This is a genomic window from Mesorhizobium sp. M0077 (assembly GCF_040322955.1).
Taxonomy (GTDB): Bacteria; Pseudomonadota; Alphaproteobacteria; order Rhizobiales; family Rhizobiaceae; genus Mesorhizobium.
Map to the genome: position 1 here is coordinate 170,537 of NZ_JAMYUL010000003.1, position 15,620 is coordinate 186,156.

Sequence of the window (15,620 nt, forward strand, 5' to 3'; positions counted from 1 at the left end):
GAGGAACCCAAGTCCATCGACGCTTCGGACAATTTGAATTATTCTCGGCCTTGGACCTTCAGGGCGACTGGAAGATTTCGCTAGGGATTTGCCTGTATCGTGCCCGGTCGGTGTAGGATTTCCGCAGCACCATTCGTCCTTTGGACGAAGCGCTGCAGTAAGCATGATCCCGAAAAGTGGGAACCGGTTTTCGGATAAGATCATGCTCAGTCTGAAATGTCAGTGCGTGGCCGCGTAGGAGAGTATCATGGCGCCCAGGGCAAGTTGGAAAGGTTACCTCAAGCTCAGCCTCGTCAGCTGTCCGGTCCGGCTCTATCCGGCAACGACGACCAGCGAGCGCATATCGTTCAACCAATTGCACAAGAAGACCCACAACCGCATCAACATGAAGCCGGTCGACCCTGAACTCGGCCTCGTCGAGCGCGCGGACTTGGTCAAGGGTTACGAATACGAGGACAAGCAGTACATCATCATCGATGAGGCCGACCTCGAAGCAGTGCGCATCGAATCCAATCACACGATGAACATCGAGGCCTTCGTCGACGAAGACGAGGTCGACGTCATTTATCAGGATTCGCCGTACTACATGGCGCCGGATGGCGCCATGGCGGAGGAAACCTTCGCCGTGCTGCGCGAGGCAATGCGCAAATCCGGCAAGCTGGCCATTGCCCGCCTTGTCCTGTCCAGCCGCGAGCGCGTGGTGACGATTGGCGCGCGCGAGAACGGCATGTTCGTGTGTACGTTGAGGAACCCGAACGAAGTGCGCGGCACGGCTGAATATTTCGGCAACATCCCGGCTGGCAAGCCGGATCCCGAAATGCTGCAATTGGCCGAAGCGCTGATCAAGCAGAAGGAAACCACCTTCGATCCGAAGAATTATGAGGACCGCTACGAGATCGCGCTGATGACGATGATCCGCGAGAAACTGAAGGGCCATAAGCCGATCATTGCGGCGGCGCCCGAGCGTGGCAATGTCATCAACCTCATGGACGCGTTGAAGGCGAGCCTGTCGCAATCAGCCAAGCCGCCGGCCAAGTCGAAGAGCAAGGCCGACGACGCTGAAAAACCTGCCGCCAAGGGTAAGGCGGGTGCGGCCAAGGAAAACCCGTTGAAGGCCAATCTGCTCAAGGCCGTCGGCAAGAGCAAGGGGTGACGGCGCCGACCGGTATAATCCCGGGCGCCGTCTTCGGCGCCATCGGCGCGCTGGCGGCATTTCCGCTGCGGCTCGCGGCCCGTGAGGTGGAGCGTCAGCACGGCCAGTTGCGGCGCGGCGTCACCAGGCGCACCAGCCATGTTGTGTTCGGCCGAACGCTGATCGCCAAGGCCGGCACGGCGAAGGGCGGCGATGCCGAGATCGAGCGCCGGGTTGCAGCCGAGGGCTCCGCTGGCCGAACACTCCTTAGCGAAAATGGCTTCCTGCGCCTGCTTGGTCTGATGAAGACGCCGGAGGCGTCTTCGCTGTCCAGGCAGTCTCTCGTCGACCAGTCCAGACTGTCCGGTGCCGACCTCGACCTGCTCAGCCTGTTTGACGCCTTCGAGCACGATTGTGAACCCTACTCGTTCCGCGATCTGATCCTTGCCCGCAAATATGCCGGGCTGGTCGCCGGCGGTGCATCCTGGGGCGCGATCGCGCGCTCCGTGCATCGCTCCGGTCCGGTCGCTTCGCTCACCGCCAAATCGCTCAATGTCGGCTCGCAGCATGGCCGGCCCGATCAGATCTATCTCGAGGATGGCCAGAGCGAACTCGACGGCCAGCTGCTGTTCGATCTCGGCAGCGCAAGCGCAGCCGGCGACGACACGCTGGAAGAATTGTTCGCCGAGGCTGAAAGCGCGGAAGAGGAGGGCCGGCACGACGATGCCGCGGCGCTCTACCAACGCTGCCTCAGCATCGATCCGAGCGACGCCATCGCCGCGTTCAACCGCGCCAATTGCTTGCGTGGCGCCGGTCGCGTGGCCGACGCGGCGCATGACTATGCAAGAGCGATCAAGCTCGATCCGGCGTTCGTCGAGGCCTGGTTCAACCTCGCCGGGCTGATGAGCGACGAAGGCAAGATCGCCTCGGCGCGCCGGCATCTGGTCAAGGCCATCGCGCTCGACAAGAGCTACGCCGATCCGGTGTTCAACCTTGCCCGGCTGGAGTTCGACGCCGGCAATCTGACCGAAGCCCGCCGCCACTGGGTGCGCTATCTCGAACTCGATGCTGACAGCGAATGGGCGCGCACTGCGCAAAAGGGGATACAGTTCGTCGATCTGCAGCTGGCGCGGACGGCGGGGTGAGGCTGCCGTGGATAATCTTGTTCAGATTTCGAGTATGGGATTAACCGCGTGCTTCATTGTTTTGGCGGTGCAGGAGGCCCGCGAGCTGCTCTTCTACTGGAGCAATGGCTGGAATTTTTTCGAAGACAGCAAAATCAATTGGGCCACATATTACAACCGCAGAACTTGGCCATTTCCCCAGCGCCCCGAGGACCGTATGTCGAACAAGCAGCGCGTTTGCTTCGGCCGGCCATTCTTCATCGTGCTCGTGGGGTTTTTTGCAGCCATTTTCACCCATGTTACCCTGCATCCGGAGCAGTGGCGTAAGGAAGTTTACGGGTCCAAAACCACCTACCACTATATCGGGGTCCCGCAGCCTGATGCCCACTAGCTTCCTCTTCGACGGCTTCGACACCGCTCCCGTCACCATCCTGCTGGCGCACGGCGCCGGCGCATCGATGGATTCGCCTTCGATGACCGCCACCGCCAAGGCGCTCGCCACAGCCGGTTTCCAGGTCGCGCGCTTCGAATTCCACTATATGGCGGCGCGCCGCTACGGCCAGCGCAAGCCGCCGCCGCGCGCCGAGACGGTCAACCCGGAATACATCAAGGCCATCGCCGATCTGAGAGCCATGGGCGTCACCGGGCCGCTCATCATCGGCGGCAAGTCGATGGGCGGGCGCGTCGCCTCGATGATTGCGGACGAAATGCTCGCCAAGGGAGAGATTTCCGGCCTCGTCTGCCTCGGCTATCCCTTTCATCCGCCGGCCAAGCCAGAGCAGCTCAGGACAAAACACCTCGCCGACCTCAAGACACCGACACTGATCTTCCAGGGCACGCGCGACGAATTCGGCACCAGGGAAGAGGTCGCGACCTACGGCCTTTCCGACGCCATCGAAGTGATCTGGCTGGAGGATGGCGACCACGACCTGAAGCCGCGCAAGAGCGTGTCGGGGTTTTCGACCGCCGATCATTTGAAGACGCTGGCCGGGACGGTGAAGGCGTGGACAGGGCGGATCGTTTCCTGATCGCCAAATGAAAATCGCCACCTTCAATATCAACAACGTCAACAGCCGGCTGCAAAACCTGCTGGCGTGGCTGGCGGCAGCCAAGCCCGATGTCGTCTGCCTGCAGGAGCTGAAGGCGCGCGACCTGCAGTTTCCGCGCACGGCACTGGCCGACGCCGGCTATGGCGCGGTGTGGAAGGGCGAGCCGACCTGGAACGGCGTAGCCATACTGGCGCGAGGAGCCAAGCCGGTGCTGACCCGTGACGTCCTGCCCGGCGATACCGCCGACAAGCAGAGCCGCTACATCGAGGCGGCGGTGTCGGGCGTCGTCATCGCCTGTCTCTACGCGCCCAACGGCAACCCGCAGCCGGGGCCGAAATTCCAGTACAAGCTGGCCTGGCATGAAAGGCTGGAGGCGCATGCCGCAGAACTCTTCGACACCGGCCTGCCGGTGGCGCTGGTCGGCGACTACAACATCGTGCCCGAGCCGCGCGACATCTACGCCACCCGCTCCTATGACGACAACGCGTTGCTGCAGCCGGAAAGCCGGGCGTCGTTCCAGCGTCTGCTCGAGCAGGGCTGGACCGATGCGCTGCGCAAGAAGCATCCGAAGGAAACGCTCTACACATTCTGGGACTACCGCCGCAACCGCTGGCCGCGCGATGCCGGGCTGCGGCTCGACCACATCTTGCTGTCGAAGAAACTGGCGCGCCGCCTCACCGCTGCCGGCATCGACCGCGATGTCAGAGGTGAGGACGGCGCCAGCGACCACGCGCCGGTATGGGTCGAATTGAAGTGAATTTGGCTGCGTGATCGCGCCCACTTTCGTGGGCGCAGTTTTGCGCTATTTGTTTCGCTGCGGCGGCCGCATGATGAGCAAGGTGCGGCACCGGAGGGGGAGTCCGATGGACAGGTTGGCCGAAAGGCTGTTTGCGCTTCCGCTGCTGGCGGCCGCTTTGGCTTGTCTGGTGCGGGCGTATCTGCTGCTCGGCGACAGAGATTTCAGCTGGAGCGGGATCGATCACATGCTGCACGGCCCAGCCACGCTGCGACCGGTGGTGTTCCTGACCGTCGGCGGGCTTTGCCTGCTTGGCGCCCTGTTGTTCTGGGCCGGACTGCTGCCGGGTCGGCGAAGCCAGCCTGCTGGAACGCCGCTTTTTGGCCGCGACGCCGAGATCGACCCAAAGGGCCGCCCCGGTCTGCGGCGCGCCTTCCTCATGTTGCCGGTGTTCGCCGTGTTGGCGCTGCTGGCCGACCACTTCCCTTGGGCGCGTGACGCCGGCCCGGGCGCTGAGGTGGCCGCCCCGAACGAACCCAAAGCCGAGCCGAAGGACCAGGGCATCGACGGTGTCCCGCCGGACCTGGCGACGCCACCGGCCCCGCCGAGTTCGCCGCAGGTCACCATGCCGCCCGAGCCAACTCCGCCGGTGCAGGCAGCCAAACCGCCCGAGCCGGCGCAGCCTACGCCTCCGGCTGCTCCCCCTCAGCCGCCACAAGTCGCACTCGCTCCGGCGACACCGCCACCGGAGACTGCTCCACCGCCGGCTCCGGCCACGCCACCGCAAACCGTCGCGCCGTTGCCGCCGCCTCCGCCGGCGCTGCCGACCGAGCCCGACGGCCACCGCGACGCCGTCGTCTGGCTCGCCGTCTCGGCCGATGGCCGCGACGTCATGAGCGCCAGCACCGACCATATGATCAAGCTCTGGGACATCGCCGGCAAGCGGCTGATCCGCAACCTTGGTGAACACAAGGACATGGCGCGCACGGCGCTGTTCATGCCCGACGGCGCAACCGCGCTGACCGCCGGCGACGATGGCGAGATCGTGCTGCGAAAGCTTGCCGACGGCGCGGTGCTGCATGTCTTCTCGTCGGGCGCGAATGGCGGCGTGCGTAAGCTGGCGATCAGCCCGGACGGCAAGCGCGCCGTCAGTGGCCACGACACCGGCAACGTCATCGTCTGGGATCTCGTCAACAAATCGGTGCTGCATGTGATGACCGGACATGACTGGCCGATCAGCACGGTCGCAATCTCGCCCGACGGCACGCGCGCGCTGAGCGGCTCCATCGACGGCACGCTGAAATTCTGGGACGTCGAAAGCGGCAAGCAATTGCGAAGCTGGCACGGCCACGAGCAGGGCACTTACGGCGCTGTCTTCACCGCCGACGGCCATCATGTCGTCACCGGCAGCGGCGACTACACGATCAAGCTCTGGAACCTCGACACGTTTAGGGAATTGCGCCGCTTCGAGGGTCACGAAGGCACCGTCTATACGCTGGCGCTGTCGGCCGACGGCAAGCGCTTGGCCTCCGGCTCGCTCGACGGCACGGCGCGGCTGTGGGATGTCGGCACCGGCGGCCAGACCGCCATGTTCGACAGCCGCACCGGCCCGATCTACGCCGTTGCCTTCGCCACCGACGGCACGCTGCTCACCGGCGGCGACGATCGCACCATCAGGGATTGGCCGGCGGCTGGCGGCGATGGCGAAATCCTGTTCGCCGGCGCACCGCAGTAGCGACATCAAATGCTTTGGATATTCCAGAACAGCCTGGCTTGCGCTATGGATTACTGGTGGCTGCAAATGGATTGGGGACGGTGAGCAACAACGACTGGGCGCCCAAAGTGGATACACCTGTCTACAGCCCGCCCACGTCGCGTCGCCGAGGGGTCCTTACCGTCGTTCTGGTGTTGCTGGCGGCTTTTGTGCTGCTCGGGCCTGGCCGAAATTACTATGTGCAGTGGTCAGCCATTAAGAAGATTCAAGCGGCTGTCCTGGCAAAGGATTATCGCGAGCAATTCCATCAGATCTCCGTGCTGGCCGACATGGGAAATGCTGACGCACAGTACAATCTGGGATTAATGTACTGGCGTGGCCAGGGTATTGCCCAAAATGACAGGCAGGCGACCTACTGGTGGGGCAAAGCAGCCGAGCAAGGAAATGCAGATGCGGCATCCTTGCTCGCCCAGGCCTATTCCCATGGCCGAGGTGTCGAAAGAAACGACCAACTGGCGTTAAAATTTGCCACACAGTCGGCCGACAAGAGCAACGCGAATGGTTACTATGCCATCGGCACCCTGTACGCGCAGGGCCAAGGTGTTCCGCAAAGCTATGAGCAAGCTCTCTCCTGGTGGCGCAAGGCAGCCGATGGCGGCAGTACCGAAGCTGCCTACTGCATCGGTCGGTCCTATTATCTCGGTGAAGGCGTTGAGAAGGACGATCAGCTCGCCGTGACGTGGGTGCGAAAGGCGGTCGACAAGGGTGAGCCGAATGCCCAGTCTCTGTTGGGCACGCTGTATTCGCTTGGCCACGGCGTCGGTCAGGATGACCGCCTGGCCTTCGAATGGTGGATGAAGGCCGCGGTCGCCGGTGTGCCGGAAGCGCAATACTCCTTAGCAAACGCGTATGAATTGGGAAAAGGCATCGGCAAGGACGACGCCCAGTCGTTCGCCTGGTTGGTCAAGGCGGCGGAACAGGACAATGTCCGGGCGCAGTCTGCGCTGGCCTATGCCTATGCTACGGCCAAGGGCACTGCCAAAAGTGATGCCGAAGCATCATCCTGGTGGCTGAAGGCGGCGAGCCGGGGAGACGCTTATGCGCAGGCGAACCTCGGCCTGGCATATTGGACGGGCGCCGGACTGACTCAGAGCGACGCTGATGCCGTTTCGTGGTCGCTCAAGGCCGCAAAGCAGGGGGACGTTTCGTCTGAACTGTACCTGGCTGTTGCCTATGCCCGCGGCAGAGGGATAGCCAAGGATGAAAAATCCGCCGAATTCTGGTTGCTGGAGGCAGCCAAGGCGGGAAATGTCGAAGCAGAACTCAACCTTGGCAAGCTTTATTACACCGGGATCGGCGGCAAGCCGAACTATCCGGAATCTGCCAAGTGGTTTTCCACATCGGCAAGCCACGGAAATGCGGAGGCCAGGACCTTCCTCGAAATGATGAAGGAAAAAGGCCAGTTCGACAGCAAGACGCTGTGAGCTCAGGGTCAGGCAACGCCGATGACGTCGGTGAGGTCGTGTCATATAATGGACATCGGCAGCGGATACCAAAACTGTCTTTCATCAGTCAATTTCGGAGGCCACTTATGCCTGCCGGCCATCTCCCCACTTGGGGGAGATCAGCAGCGTCGCCGTCACGCCTTTCGTTTGCGGCGTGACACTCGCATCGCACGATGCGAAGACTCATTTGCCGCTGCATCTCGAGAATCCCATGCCCAACCTCCAGCTCGTCGAAGCCACGATCGCCGACCTGCGCCGGGCGCTGGAGGCCGGCACCGTCACCAGCGTCGAGCTGGTGGGCGCTTATCTCAGGCGCATCGCGCATTACGACCGCCATGGCATCGCGCTCAATGCCGTGCCGGTGCTTAACCCGGCAATGTTCGAGGAGGCGGCGGCGTCCGACCTGCGGCGGCGCAATGGTGCCACCCTCGGGCCGCTCGACGGCATCCCCTACACCGCCAAGGACAGCTATAAGGTGAAGGGCCTGACGGTGGCCGCCGGCTCGCCCGCCTTCGAGCATCTCGTCGCCAACGAGGACGCTTTCACCATTGCCAGGCTGAGGGCCGGTGGTGCTGTGCTGATCGGGCTGACCAACATGCCGCCTATGGCCAATGGCGGCATGCAGCGTGGCGTCTATGGCCGCGCCGAGAGCCCCTACAATGCCGACTATTTGACCGCCGCCTTCGCTTCCGGCTCGTCCAACGGTTCCGGCACCGCGACCGCTGCGAGCTTTGCCGCTTTCGGGCTGGGCGAGGAGACATGGTCTTCCGGCCGCGCGCCGGCGTCCAACAATGCACTTGTCGCCTACACGCCGTCGCGCGGCGTCATTTCGGTCAGGGGCAACTGGCCGCTGGTGCCGACCATGGATGTGGTGGTGCCGCACACGCGCGGCATCGCCGACATGCTGGAACTGCTCGACGTGATCGTCGCCGACGATACCGAGACGCGCGGCGATTTCTGGCGCGCGCAGCCCTGGGTCTCGATCGCGAAAAGCGCTGCTCTCGGGCCGCCAAGCTACACTACACTCGCCTTGGAGGGCTCGTTGAAAGGCAAACGCCTCGGCGTGCCGAAAATGTATATCGGCCGCGACGGCGGCGCGCCCAAACCCATCGAGACCCGCGCCCCGGTGCTCGACCTCTGGCGGCAGGCGGCGCGTGACCTGGAAAAGCTCGGCGCGGAGGTGGTCGAGGTCGATTTCCCCGTCGTCTCGAACTATGAGCGCGACCGTCCGGGCACAAAAACCATGGTCGAACGCGGGCTGGTGCCGGAAGCCTTTGCAGAGCGCGAAATCTGGGATCTCTGCATCTGGGGCTGGGACGATTTCCTGCGCGCAAATGCCGATCCGGTGGTCCCCGACCTGGCTGCGGTCGACGGCCCAAAGATTTTCCCGCAGCCGCCGGGCGCGCTGCCGGACCGCTATGGCGATGACGGTTTCGATCTGGCGGACTATGTCACACGCGCCAAACAGGGCGTGACGCCATTGCTGGATATTCCAATGCTGGCGGAAGGTCTGAAGGGATTGGAGGCGACGCGGCGCATCGACTTCGAGGACTGGCTGGACGCGAACCGGCTCGACGCCGTCGTGCTGCCGGCGGTCGCCGATGTCGGCCCGGCCGATGCCGACGTCAACGAGACCTCTGCAGCAATCGCCTGGCGCAACGGCACCTGGGTTGCCAACGGCAATCTGGTGTGGCGTCATCTCGGCATTCCGACCGTCACCGTGCCTATGGGAACGATGGCCGATATCGGCATGCCGGTCGGGCTGACCTTTGCGGGCAAGGCCTATGATGATGCGGAGTTGCTGCGGCTCGCCGGCGATTACGAGCGCGCCACCCAACGCCGCACCAGCCCGCCGCGCACGCCGGAATTGCCGGACGATGTGTTTGCGGGGCGGCCTGGTGGATTGCGGGCCAGCGATGCGCCGGCGCCGAGGCTTACGCTTGTTGCCGAGACGACGCGGCGAGGAGACCAGGCCGAGATCGCCGTGACGGTTGAACTCGATGCGGAGACCGCTGGCGTCAAGGTTCACGTCAATGGCGAACCGGTCGCTCTGCGGCGCAGCGGCACAAGCTTTCACGGTCGCATCCTGGTGCCCGCCGGCGAGCACGAAAGAATGCACAGTGTGTGGCGAGGCGCTTACGGCTCGATCGTTACGGCCGTCATACGGCTGGAGGATGGACGCACGGCTGGTGCTTACGTGGTCGCGGGTGGAATCGGGTGAGGTACATGTAATCTCCCCAAGGGGGAGATCAGCAGCTTCGCCGTCTTGACCCTCCCATCGCCCGCGTTATCTTCTCGCCATGCCAAACCTCGCTCCCCTCATCGTCATCGATCTCCAGACCAACATGTTCGACGGGCGCGTCGAGCCGCCGATCCATGATGCGCCGGGCATAGCCGAGCGTACCCGCTCATTGATCGACTGGGCACGGCGCAGCGGGCGAAAAATCGCGTTCGTGCGGCATGACGGGCCGGCCGGCGATCCGCTGGCGCCGGGCGAGCCGGGTTGGCCGGTATGGCCGGAACTCGGCCAGGCCAAGGACGAGCCGACATTCTCCAAGACCGTCCGCAACGCATTCTCGAATGCCGAGCTTGGCGCCTGGGTGGCCGGGCAGGGGGCCGGCGAAGTCGTGCTCGCCGGAGCGCAAACCGATTTCTGCATCGCCGGCACCGTCAAGGGCGCCCTGGCCGATGGCCTCGGCGTCACCGTCGTTTCCGATGCCCATTCCACGCTGGACACTGAAGGCGAAACCGCGACCGAGATCATCGCCCGGTACAATGCGGACTTCACCGATGCCGGCGTCACGCTGGTGACGACGAAGGCGCTGACGGGCGACTGAACCGCCGGCGGTTTGAAGACTGGGAGACTGCCGTGCCAACCCTGACCTTGCCGGCCGAAGGCGGATGCCGCTGCGGACGCGTGCGGCTCAAGATTTCCGCAAAACCGCTTTTGACCATGGCTTGCCATTGCACCGGCTGCCAGCGCATGTCGGCCAGCGCCTATTCACTGAGCGCCGCCATTCCCTCGGACGGCTTCGAAATCATGCAAGGCGAGCCGGTGATCGGCGGGCTGCACGGCACCTCGCGTCATTACTTCTGCCCGTATTGCATGAGCTGGATCTTCACGCGCCCCGAAGGGCTCGACTGGTTCGTCAATCTGCGTCCGACCATGCTCGACGAGCCCGGCTGGTTCACGCCGTTCATCGAGACATGGACCAGCGAGAAGCTGCCTTGGGCAACCACGCCTGCGGTGCACAGTTACGAGGCGCTGCCGGCCTTTGAGGAATATGAGGGGCTGGTGGCGGAGTTCGGTGAAACCGCGAATCTCCCCCCTTGAGGGGGAGATGGCCGGCAGGCCAGAGGGGGTCGGTGCGACTGGGCTCGACGTCCTTGCTGCAGATGGAAGGTTGGCGCTTCACGCGCGGCGACCCCCTCTGTAGCCTTCGGCGACATCTCCCCCTCGAGGGGGGAGATAAGCCCCGCTAAAAATTTGCATCGAATCGATTGCGCAAACGTTTCGATCATCCTAAGCTCCCTTGAAATCCGCCATCAGAGCGGACGGGAAACGCATAAGGGAGGAGCGCTTGCAGGCGCTGATATGTCTTGCCGACAATGGCTGAAGTGGCGCGGCGCGCCGGTGTGTCGGTGTCGACCGTCTCGCATGTCGTCAACAACACGCGCTTCGTTTCGCTGGAAAAGGCGAGGCTGATCAACGACGCCATCGCCACGATGGGCTATCAGCCCAACGAGCTGGCGCGCTCACTGAAGGCCTCGACCACCAACAGCGTCGGCCTGGCGATCTCGGCGATCTCCAACCCTTATTTCACCGACATCATCTGCGCGGTCGAGGCCGAATGCGCGCGGCTCGGGCTGATGGTCTTCCTGTCGGACACCCAGGAAGATCCCGACCGCGAGCTGCAGGTGGTGCGCGCTTTCCATCAGCGCCGCGTCGACGGCGTCATCCTGGCCCCGTCGGGCTCGCCGCAGCGCGCCATCGATTACCTCGCCGACAAGAAGATGCCATGCGTTCTGATCGACCGTTTCGCCGACGAGCGCTTCGATCAGATCGGCGTCGAGAACGAAACGTCGATGCGCGCGCTGATCGACCATGTCGCCTCCTTCGGCCACAAGCGCATCGGCTATATCGCCGGACAGCCGGGCCTGACGACGACGCGCGAGCGCATCGAGGCGTTCCAGGCTTCGCTCGCCGCCAATGGACTTGAAAGCGTGCCGCGATATCTCTCGGCCGAGAATGTCGACACGGCGGCGGCGACCGCATCCACCCACGCCATCCTGTCGCTGCCGTCGCCACCAACCGCATTGGTCACCGGCAACAACATGACGACGATCGGAGCCGTCCGCGCCATCCGCGAAAAAGGCCTCACCATTCCGGGCGATCTGTCGCTGGCCGGCTTCGACGATTTCGAATGGGCCGATTGTTTCGAGCCGCGCCTGACGCTGGTCGCGCAGCCCTGCACCGAGATAGGCAGGCAGGCCGCGGCCCTGCTCAGCGCCCGCATCGCGGCGACCGCTTCCGCGCCGCGTTCGGTGCGGCTGCAGGCGACTCTGCGGGTGCGCGCCTCCTGCGGGAGGCCGACCCACACGAGGCTAACATGACCGCCCCGCTTCTGGTGATGACGGGCGCCGTCAAACGCTTCGGCGGCGTGCAGGCGCTGCGCGGCGTCGACTTCGACCTGAAGGCCGGCGAAATCCACGCGCTGCTCGGCGAAAACGGCGCCGGCAAGTCGACGCTGATGAACCTTTTGTCGGGCGTCTACACGCCGGACGAAGGCACCATCGAGATCGACGGCAAACCCGTGCGTTTCAACAACCCGCGTGAGGCGCAAGCGGCCGGCATCGCCACCATCTTCCAGGAGCTCGACCTGGTGCCGTCGCTGGATGTCGCGGCCAACCTGTTCCTCGGCCGCGAATTGATGCGTCCGGGCGGCTTCCTCGACGTGCCGGCAATGCGCCGCGAGGCCAAGAAGCGGCTGGAAGCCATCGAGATCGCCATCGATCCGTCCGCCATGGTGGCGGACCTGTCGATCGGCCAGCGCCAGGTGGTGGCGATCGTCAAGGCGCTGTCCTACGCCTCGCGCGTGCTGATCATGGACGAGCCGACGGCCGCACTTACCGTCGGCGAAGTCGAGCGGCTGTTCGACATCATGAGAAAACTCGCAGCCACCGGCGTCGGCATCGTCTATATCTCGCATCGGCTGGAGGAAGTGCCAGGGATTGCCGACCGGGTGACGGTGATGCGCGACGGCCGCGTCGCCGGCATCACCGAGCCGCACGCGCCGCAGGCGGAGCTGGTGCGGCTGCTGGTCGGGCGTCCGCTGGACGAACTCTATCCCCAACGCGCCAAAGCGGCGGGCAAGCCGCTGCTCAGCCTGAGGAACGCCAGCTTCAAGCTCGCCCGCGGCAGCGCCGGCTGGCAGGCGCCGCAAGGTGTTTCGCTCGATGTCCATGAAGGCGAGATCGTCGGCCTGGCCGGCATTATGGGGGCAGGGCGCACCGAACTGCTCTCCGCGCTATACGGCACCGGCCTGTCCGGCCGCTGGGAGGGCGAGGTCGCCATATCGGGCAAGCCGGTGAAACTGGATTCGATCAGTGCTGCCCGCCACGCCGGCATCGCCTTCGTCACCGACGATCGCCGGGGCTCGGGCCTGATGCTGCGCATGGCGGTCGGCCTCAATCTGGTGATGTCGGTCATATCCAGAATCTCGCCGAACTGGCTGGTCTCGCCGCGCCGCCAGGCCGAGGCGGTGAAGGAATCCTTCGGTCAGTTCGACATCCGGCCGAAGAACCCTGATATCGCCGTCGGCGCACTGTCCGGCGGCAACCAGCAGAAGGTGGTGCTGGCAAAAGAAATCCTCGGCAACCCCCGCCTGTTGCTGCTCGACGAGCCGACGCGCGGCGTCGATGTCGGTGCCAAGGGCGAGATCTACCAGCGGCTCAGGGCACTCGCCGCGCAAGGGCTCGGCATTCTGGTGGCGTCCAGCGAGATGCCGGAACTGATCGGTCTGTGCGACCGCATCGTGGTGCTGCGCCAGGGGCGCAATGTGGCGGAATTTTTGGGCGGCGTCGACGAGCACACGGTGCTGGCCGCGGCTAACGGCAGGGAGGCCTGATGTCTCAGGACAACAACCCAGTGGCAGCGAGCCCGGTGATGGCGGCGCCTCAAAAGCATCGCGACCCGCTGGCGCTCATCGTGCGCTTCCAGAGCCTGATCGGCCTGGTGCTGGTGGCGATCGGCGGCATCATCTTCTCGCCGCGCCGCCACGGCGAAATCCTGTTCCTCAACCCCGACAACATCGCCAACATCGTGCGCGCCGTGTCGGAGACCGGCATCATCGCCATCGGCATGACCTTCGTCATCATCACGGCCGGCATCGACCTGTCGGTCGGCGCGGTGCTTGGCCTGTCCAGCGTCGTCACCGCCTCGATGATGATCTCCGGCGGCTTCGGCCTGATCCCCACCATCCTCGCCGTGCTCGCTTTGGGCATCTTCTTCGGCGCCATCCAGGGCACCATCTCCACCCGCTTTCGGCTGGAACCGTTCATCGTCACGCTGGCCGGCCTGCAGGCCGCGCGCGGGCTGGCGCTGGTCGTCTCCGGCAATCAGTACATCAACATTTCCTATGGCGAAGGGCCGGGCCTGGCGCCGCCGGTGTTCGCCGTGCTGGGCGAGCGGCTGTTCAACAACACCGTGCCGGTGGCGACGCTTGTGTTCGTCGTCTTTGCCGCGATCGCCACCATCGTGCTCAACACCACGCGCTTCGGCCGCTATGTCTTTGCCGTCGGCGGCAATGAGCGCGCCGCGCGCATATCCGGCGTGCCGGTGTCGATGGTGAAGATCTCGGTCTACGCCATCACCGGCTTTGCCGCCGCCCTTGCCGGCATCGTCCATGCCGGCCAGTTCAATTTCGGCAGCGCCAATGACGGCATGGGCTATGAGCTGACGGCCATCGCCGCCGTGGTCATCGGCGGCACCAGCCTGTTCGGCGGCGCCGGCTCCATGGTCGGCACCGTTGCCGGCACCATCATGCTGGGCGCGCTCGCCAACATCCTGCAGCTCAACAACATCACGCCCGCCATGCAGCTGCTCGCGACCGCCGCGATCATCGTCCTGGCGGCAGTGCTTCAATCCCTCGTTCGCCGCCGCGAGGGGTTGGGTCGTTAGTGCATGTCGCGCAAAAGGTTTTGCGATGACGACATGCACAAACAAACAAGGAGGAGACGGCAACACGTGAACGTCAAACCAAGGTCTGGCCCCCCGGCCGGACGAGGAGGAGAGTGAGTTATGAAAACGACACTAAGAGGATCGACCCTCAAGGCCGTGCTGCTGGCAGGCGCCGGCCTGTGCATTGCAGGCTCCGCTTACGCCGCCGAGCCGCTGGTGAAAGCCTGCGCCAAGGACGGCCAGTTCGTCATCGGTTTTTCGCAGGCCAACAATGCCGAGCCCTACCGCCAGCACGTCAATGACGAGCTGGAGGCGGCGGCCAAGGAAGTGCCTGGCTTCACGCTGCAGATCGCCGACGGCGCCGGCAACGTCAACACGCAGACCTCGCAGGTCGACAATTTCATCACCCAGAAGGTCGATATCCTTTTGATCTCGCCCTTCGAGGCCGCACCGCTGACGCCGGCGGTGAAGCGCGCCATGGATGCCGGCATCCCGGTCATCGAGCTTGACCGCAAGACGGTCGGCGACCCGGGCAAGGACTACACCGCCTTCATCGGCGGCGACAATTTCAAGATCGCCGAGGAAGCCGGAAAGTACACCGCCAAGACCCTGCTGCCCGATGGCGGCGAGGCGGCCGTGCTGCAAGGCCTGCCGAGCTCGACGCCGGCGGTGGAGCGCCTCAACGGCTTCAAGGAAGGCGTGAAAGGCAACCCGAAGGTCCAGATCGTCGCCGAGCAGGCCGCCGACTGGGTGCCGGACAAGGCGCAGGTCGCCTTCGCCGCCATGCTGCAGGCGCACCCCGACATCAAGGTGCTCTACGCCTCCAATGACATGATGGCCGCCGGCGCGCTGCTCGCCGCCAAGGGCGCGGGCAAGGACGTCAAGATCATCGGCACCGATGGCCTGCCGGGCCCGGCCGGCGGCATCGAAGCCGTGGCCAAGGGCGACTGGGTCGCAACCTTCACCTACCCGACGGGCGCCAAGGAAGCGATCGAGATGTCGAAAAAGATCCTGCTCGATTGCGCCACCGAGGTGGACAAGACGGTGACGGTGGAAACCACCGCGATCACGGCCGAGAATGCCAAGCAGCTGATGGGGAAGTGAGGGGGCTACGCTCAGCACTGAGGTTGAAAGCAAGGCCCCAGGAGGGGCCTTGTTGCGTTGCGGCGAGCTACGGGTG

Annotated in this window: 14 protein-coding genes; all 14 read left to right on the forward strand. The window is 64.4% G+C overall.

Annotated features, from left to right (window positions below):
* The first annotated feature begins 247 nt into the window (after positions 1-247).
* The 14 genes from ku to NKJ57_RS08105 all read left to right on the forward strand — a co-directional run bounded on the left by ku (position 248) and on the right by NKJ57_RS08105 (position 15,544).
* Positions 248-1,153, forward strand: coding sequence for a non-homologous end joining protein Ku (gene ku / locus NKJ57_RS08040; RefSeq protein WP_023673485.1), 906 nt, complete (start codon positions 248-250; stop codon positions 1,151-1,153).
* Entirely contained in the window at positions 1,150-2,277 is a 1,128-nt protein-coding gene (locus NKJ57_RS08045) for a tetratricopeptide repeat protein (RefSeq protein WP_023834502.1), read from the forward strand. The genes ku and NKJ57_RS08045 overlap by 4 nt, the downstream gene beginning before the upstream one ends.
* Positions 2,278-2,284: 7 nt before the next feature.
* The gene (locus tag NKJ57_RS08050) at positions 2,285-2,647 is read left to right on the forward strand and encodes a hypothetical protein (RefSeq protein ID WP_155922512.1); all 363 of its coding nucleotides are present in this window, start codon (positions 2,285-2,287) and stop codon (positions 2,645-2,647) included.
* Positions 2,637-3,284, forward strand: a complete 648-nt coding sequence (locus NKJ57_RS08055; protein WP_352510855.1) for an alpha/beta hydrolase family protein — start codon at positions 2,637-2,639, stop codon at positions 3,282-3,284. The genes NKJ57_RS08050 and NKJ57_RS08055 overlap by 11 nt, the downstream gene beginning before the upstream one ends.
* 7 nt (positions 3,285-3,291) lie before the next feature.
* Entirely contained in the window at positions 3,292-4,062 is a 771-nt protein-coding gene (locus NKJ57_RS08060) for an exodeoxyribonuclease III (protein ID WP_352510854.1), read from the forward strand.
* A 106-nt stretch (positions 4,063-4,168) separates the two neighbouring features.
* Complete coding sequence (locus NKJ57_RS08065; protein ID WP_352510853.1) at positions 4,169-5,776, forward strand: WD40 repeat domain-containing protein; 1,608 nt, start codon at positions 4,169-4,171, stop codon at positions 5,774-5,776.
* An 80-nt stretch (positions 5,777-5,856) separates the two neighbouring features.
* Positions 5,857-7,239, forward strand: a complete 1,383-nt coding sequence (locus tag NKJ57_RS08070; RefSeq protein WP_352510852.1) for a tetratricopeptide repeat protein — start codon at positions 5,857-5,859, stop codon at positions 7,237-7,239.
* A 232-nt stretch (positions 7,240-7,471) separates the two neighbouring features.
* Entirely contained in the window at positions 7,472-9,481 is a 2,010-nt protein-coding gene (locus tag NKJ57_RS08075) for an amidase (protein WP_352510851.1), read from the forward strand.
* 79 nt (positions 9,482-9,560) lie between these two features.
* Positions 9,561-10,097 (forward strand): isochorismatase family protein, encoded by a 537-nt coding sequence (locus tag NKJ57_RS08080; RefSeq protein ID WP_352510850.1) that lies wholly within the window; start codon positions 9,561-9,563, stop codon positions 10,095-10,097.
* A gap of 32 nt (positions 10,098-10,129) precedes the next feature.
* Entirely contained in the window at positions 10,130-10,594 is a 465-nt protein-coding gene (locus NKJ57_RS08085; RefSeq protein ID WP_352510849.1) for a GFA family protein, read from the forward strand.
* A 266-nt stretch (positions 10,595-10,860) separates the two neighbouring features.
* Entirely contained in the window at positions 10,861-11,874 is a 1,014-nt protein-coding gene (locus NKJ57_RS08090) for a LacI family DNA-binding transcriptional regulator (RefSeq protein ID WP_352510848.1), read from the forward strand.
* Entirely contained in the window at positions 11,871-13,388 is a 1,518-nt protein-coding gene (locus NKJ57_RS08095; RefSeq protein ID WP_352510847.1) for a sugar ABC transporter ATP-binding protein, read from the forward strand. Before NKJ57_RS08090 ends, NKJ57_RS08095 begins: the two co-directional genes overlap by 4 nt.
* Positions 13,388-14,440 carry an ABC transporter permease gene (locus NKJ57_RS08100; protein WP_023735417.1) on the forward strand — a complete coding sequence of 351 codons (1,053 nt, stop codon included), beginning with the start codon at positions 13,388-13,390 and terminating at the stop codon, positions 14,438-14,440. The genes NKJ57_RS08095 and NKJ57_RS08100 overlap by 1 nt, the downstream gene beginning before the upstream one ends.
* Positions 14,441-14,560: 120 nt before the next feature.
* Positions 14,561-15,544 (forward strand): substrate-binding domain-containing protein, encoded by a 984-nt coding sequence (locus tag NKJ57_RS08105; protein ID WP_023689831.1) that lies wholly within the window; start codon positions 14,561-14,563, stop codon positions 15,542-15,544.
* The last annotated feature ends 76 nt before the right edge of the window (positions 15,545-15,620 follow it).

Coding starts and splice junctions, on each gene's coding strand:
- NKJ57_RS08060 (WP_352510854.1), top strand. CDS start 3,292: ATGAAAATCGCCACCTTCAATATCAACAACGTCAACAGCCGGCTGCAA.
- NKJ57_RS08095 (WP_352510847.1), top strand. CDS start 11,871: ATGACCGCCCCGCTTCTGGTGATGACGGGCGCCGTCAAACGCTTCGGC.
- NKJ57_RS08080 (WP_352510850.1), top strand. CDS start 9,561: ATGCCAAACCTCGCTCCCCTCATCGTCATCGATCTCCAGACCAACATG.
- NKJ57_RS08055 (WP_352510855.1), top strand. CDS start 2,637: ATGCCCACTAGCTTCCTCTTCGACGGCTTCGACACCGCTCCCGTCACC.
- NKJ57_RS08105 (WP_023689831.1), top strand. CDS start 14,561: ATGAAAACGACACTAAGAGGATCGACCCTCAAGGCCGTGCTGCTGGCA.
- NKJ57_RS08075 (WP_352510851.1), top strand. CDS start 7,472: ATGCCCAACCTCCAGCTCGTCGAAGCCACGATCGCCGACCTGCGCCGG.
- ku (WP_023673485.1), top strand. CDS start 248: ATGGCGCCCAGGGCAAGTTGGAAAGGTTACCTCAAGCTCAGCCTCGTC.
- NKJ57_RS08100 (WP_023735417.1), top strand. CDS start 13,388: ATGTCTCAGGACAACAACCCAGTGGCAGCGAGCCCGGTGATGGCGGCG.
- NKJ57_RS08065 (WP_352510853.1), top strand. CDS start 4,169: ATGGACAGGTTGGCCGAAAGGCTGTTTGCGCTTCCGCTGCTGGCGGCC.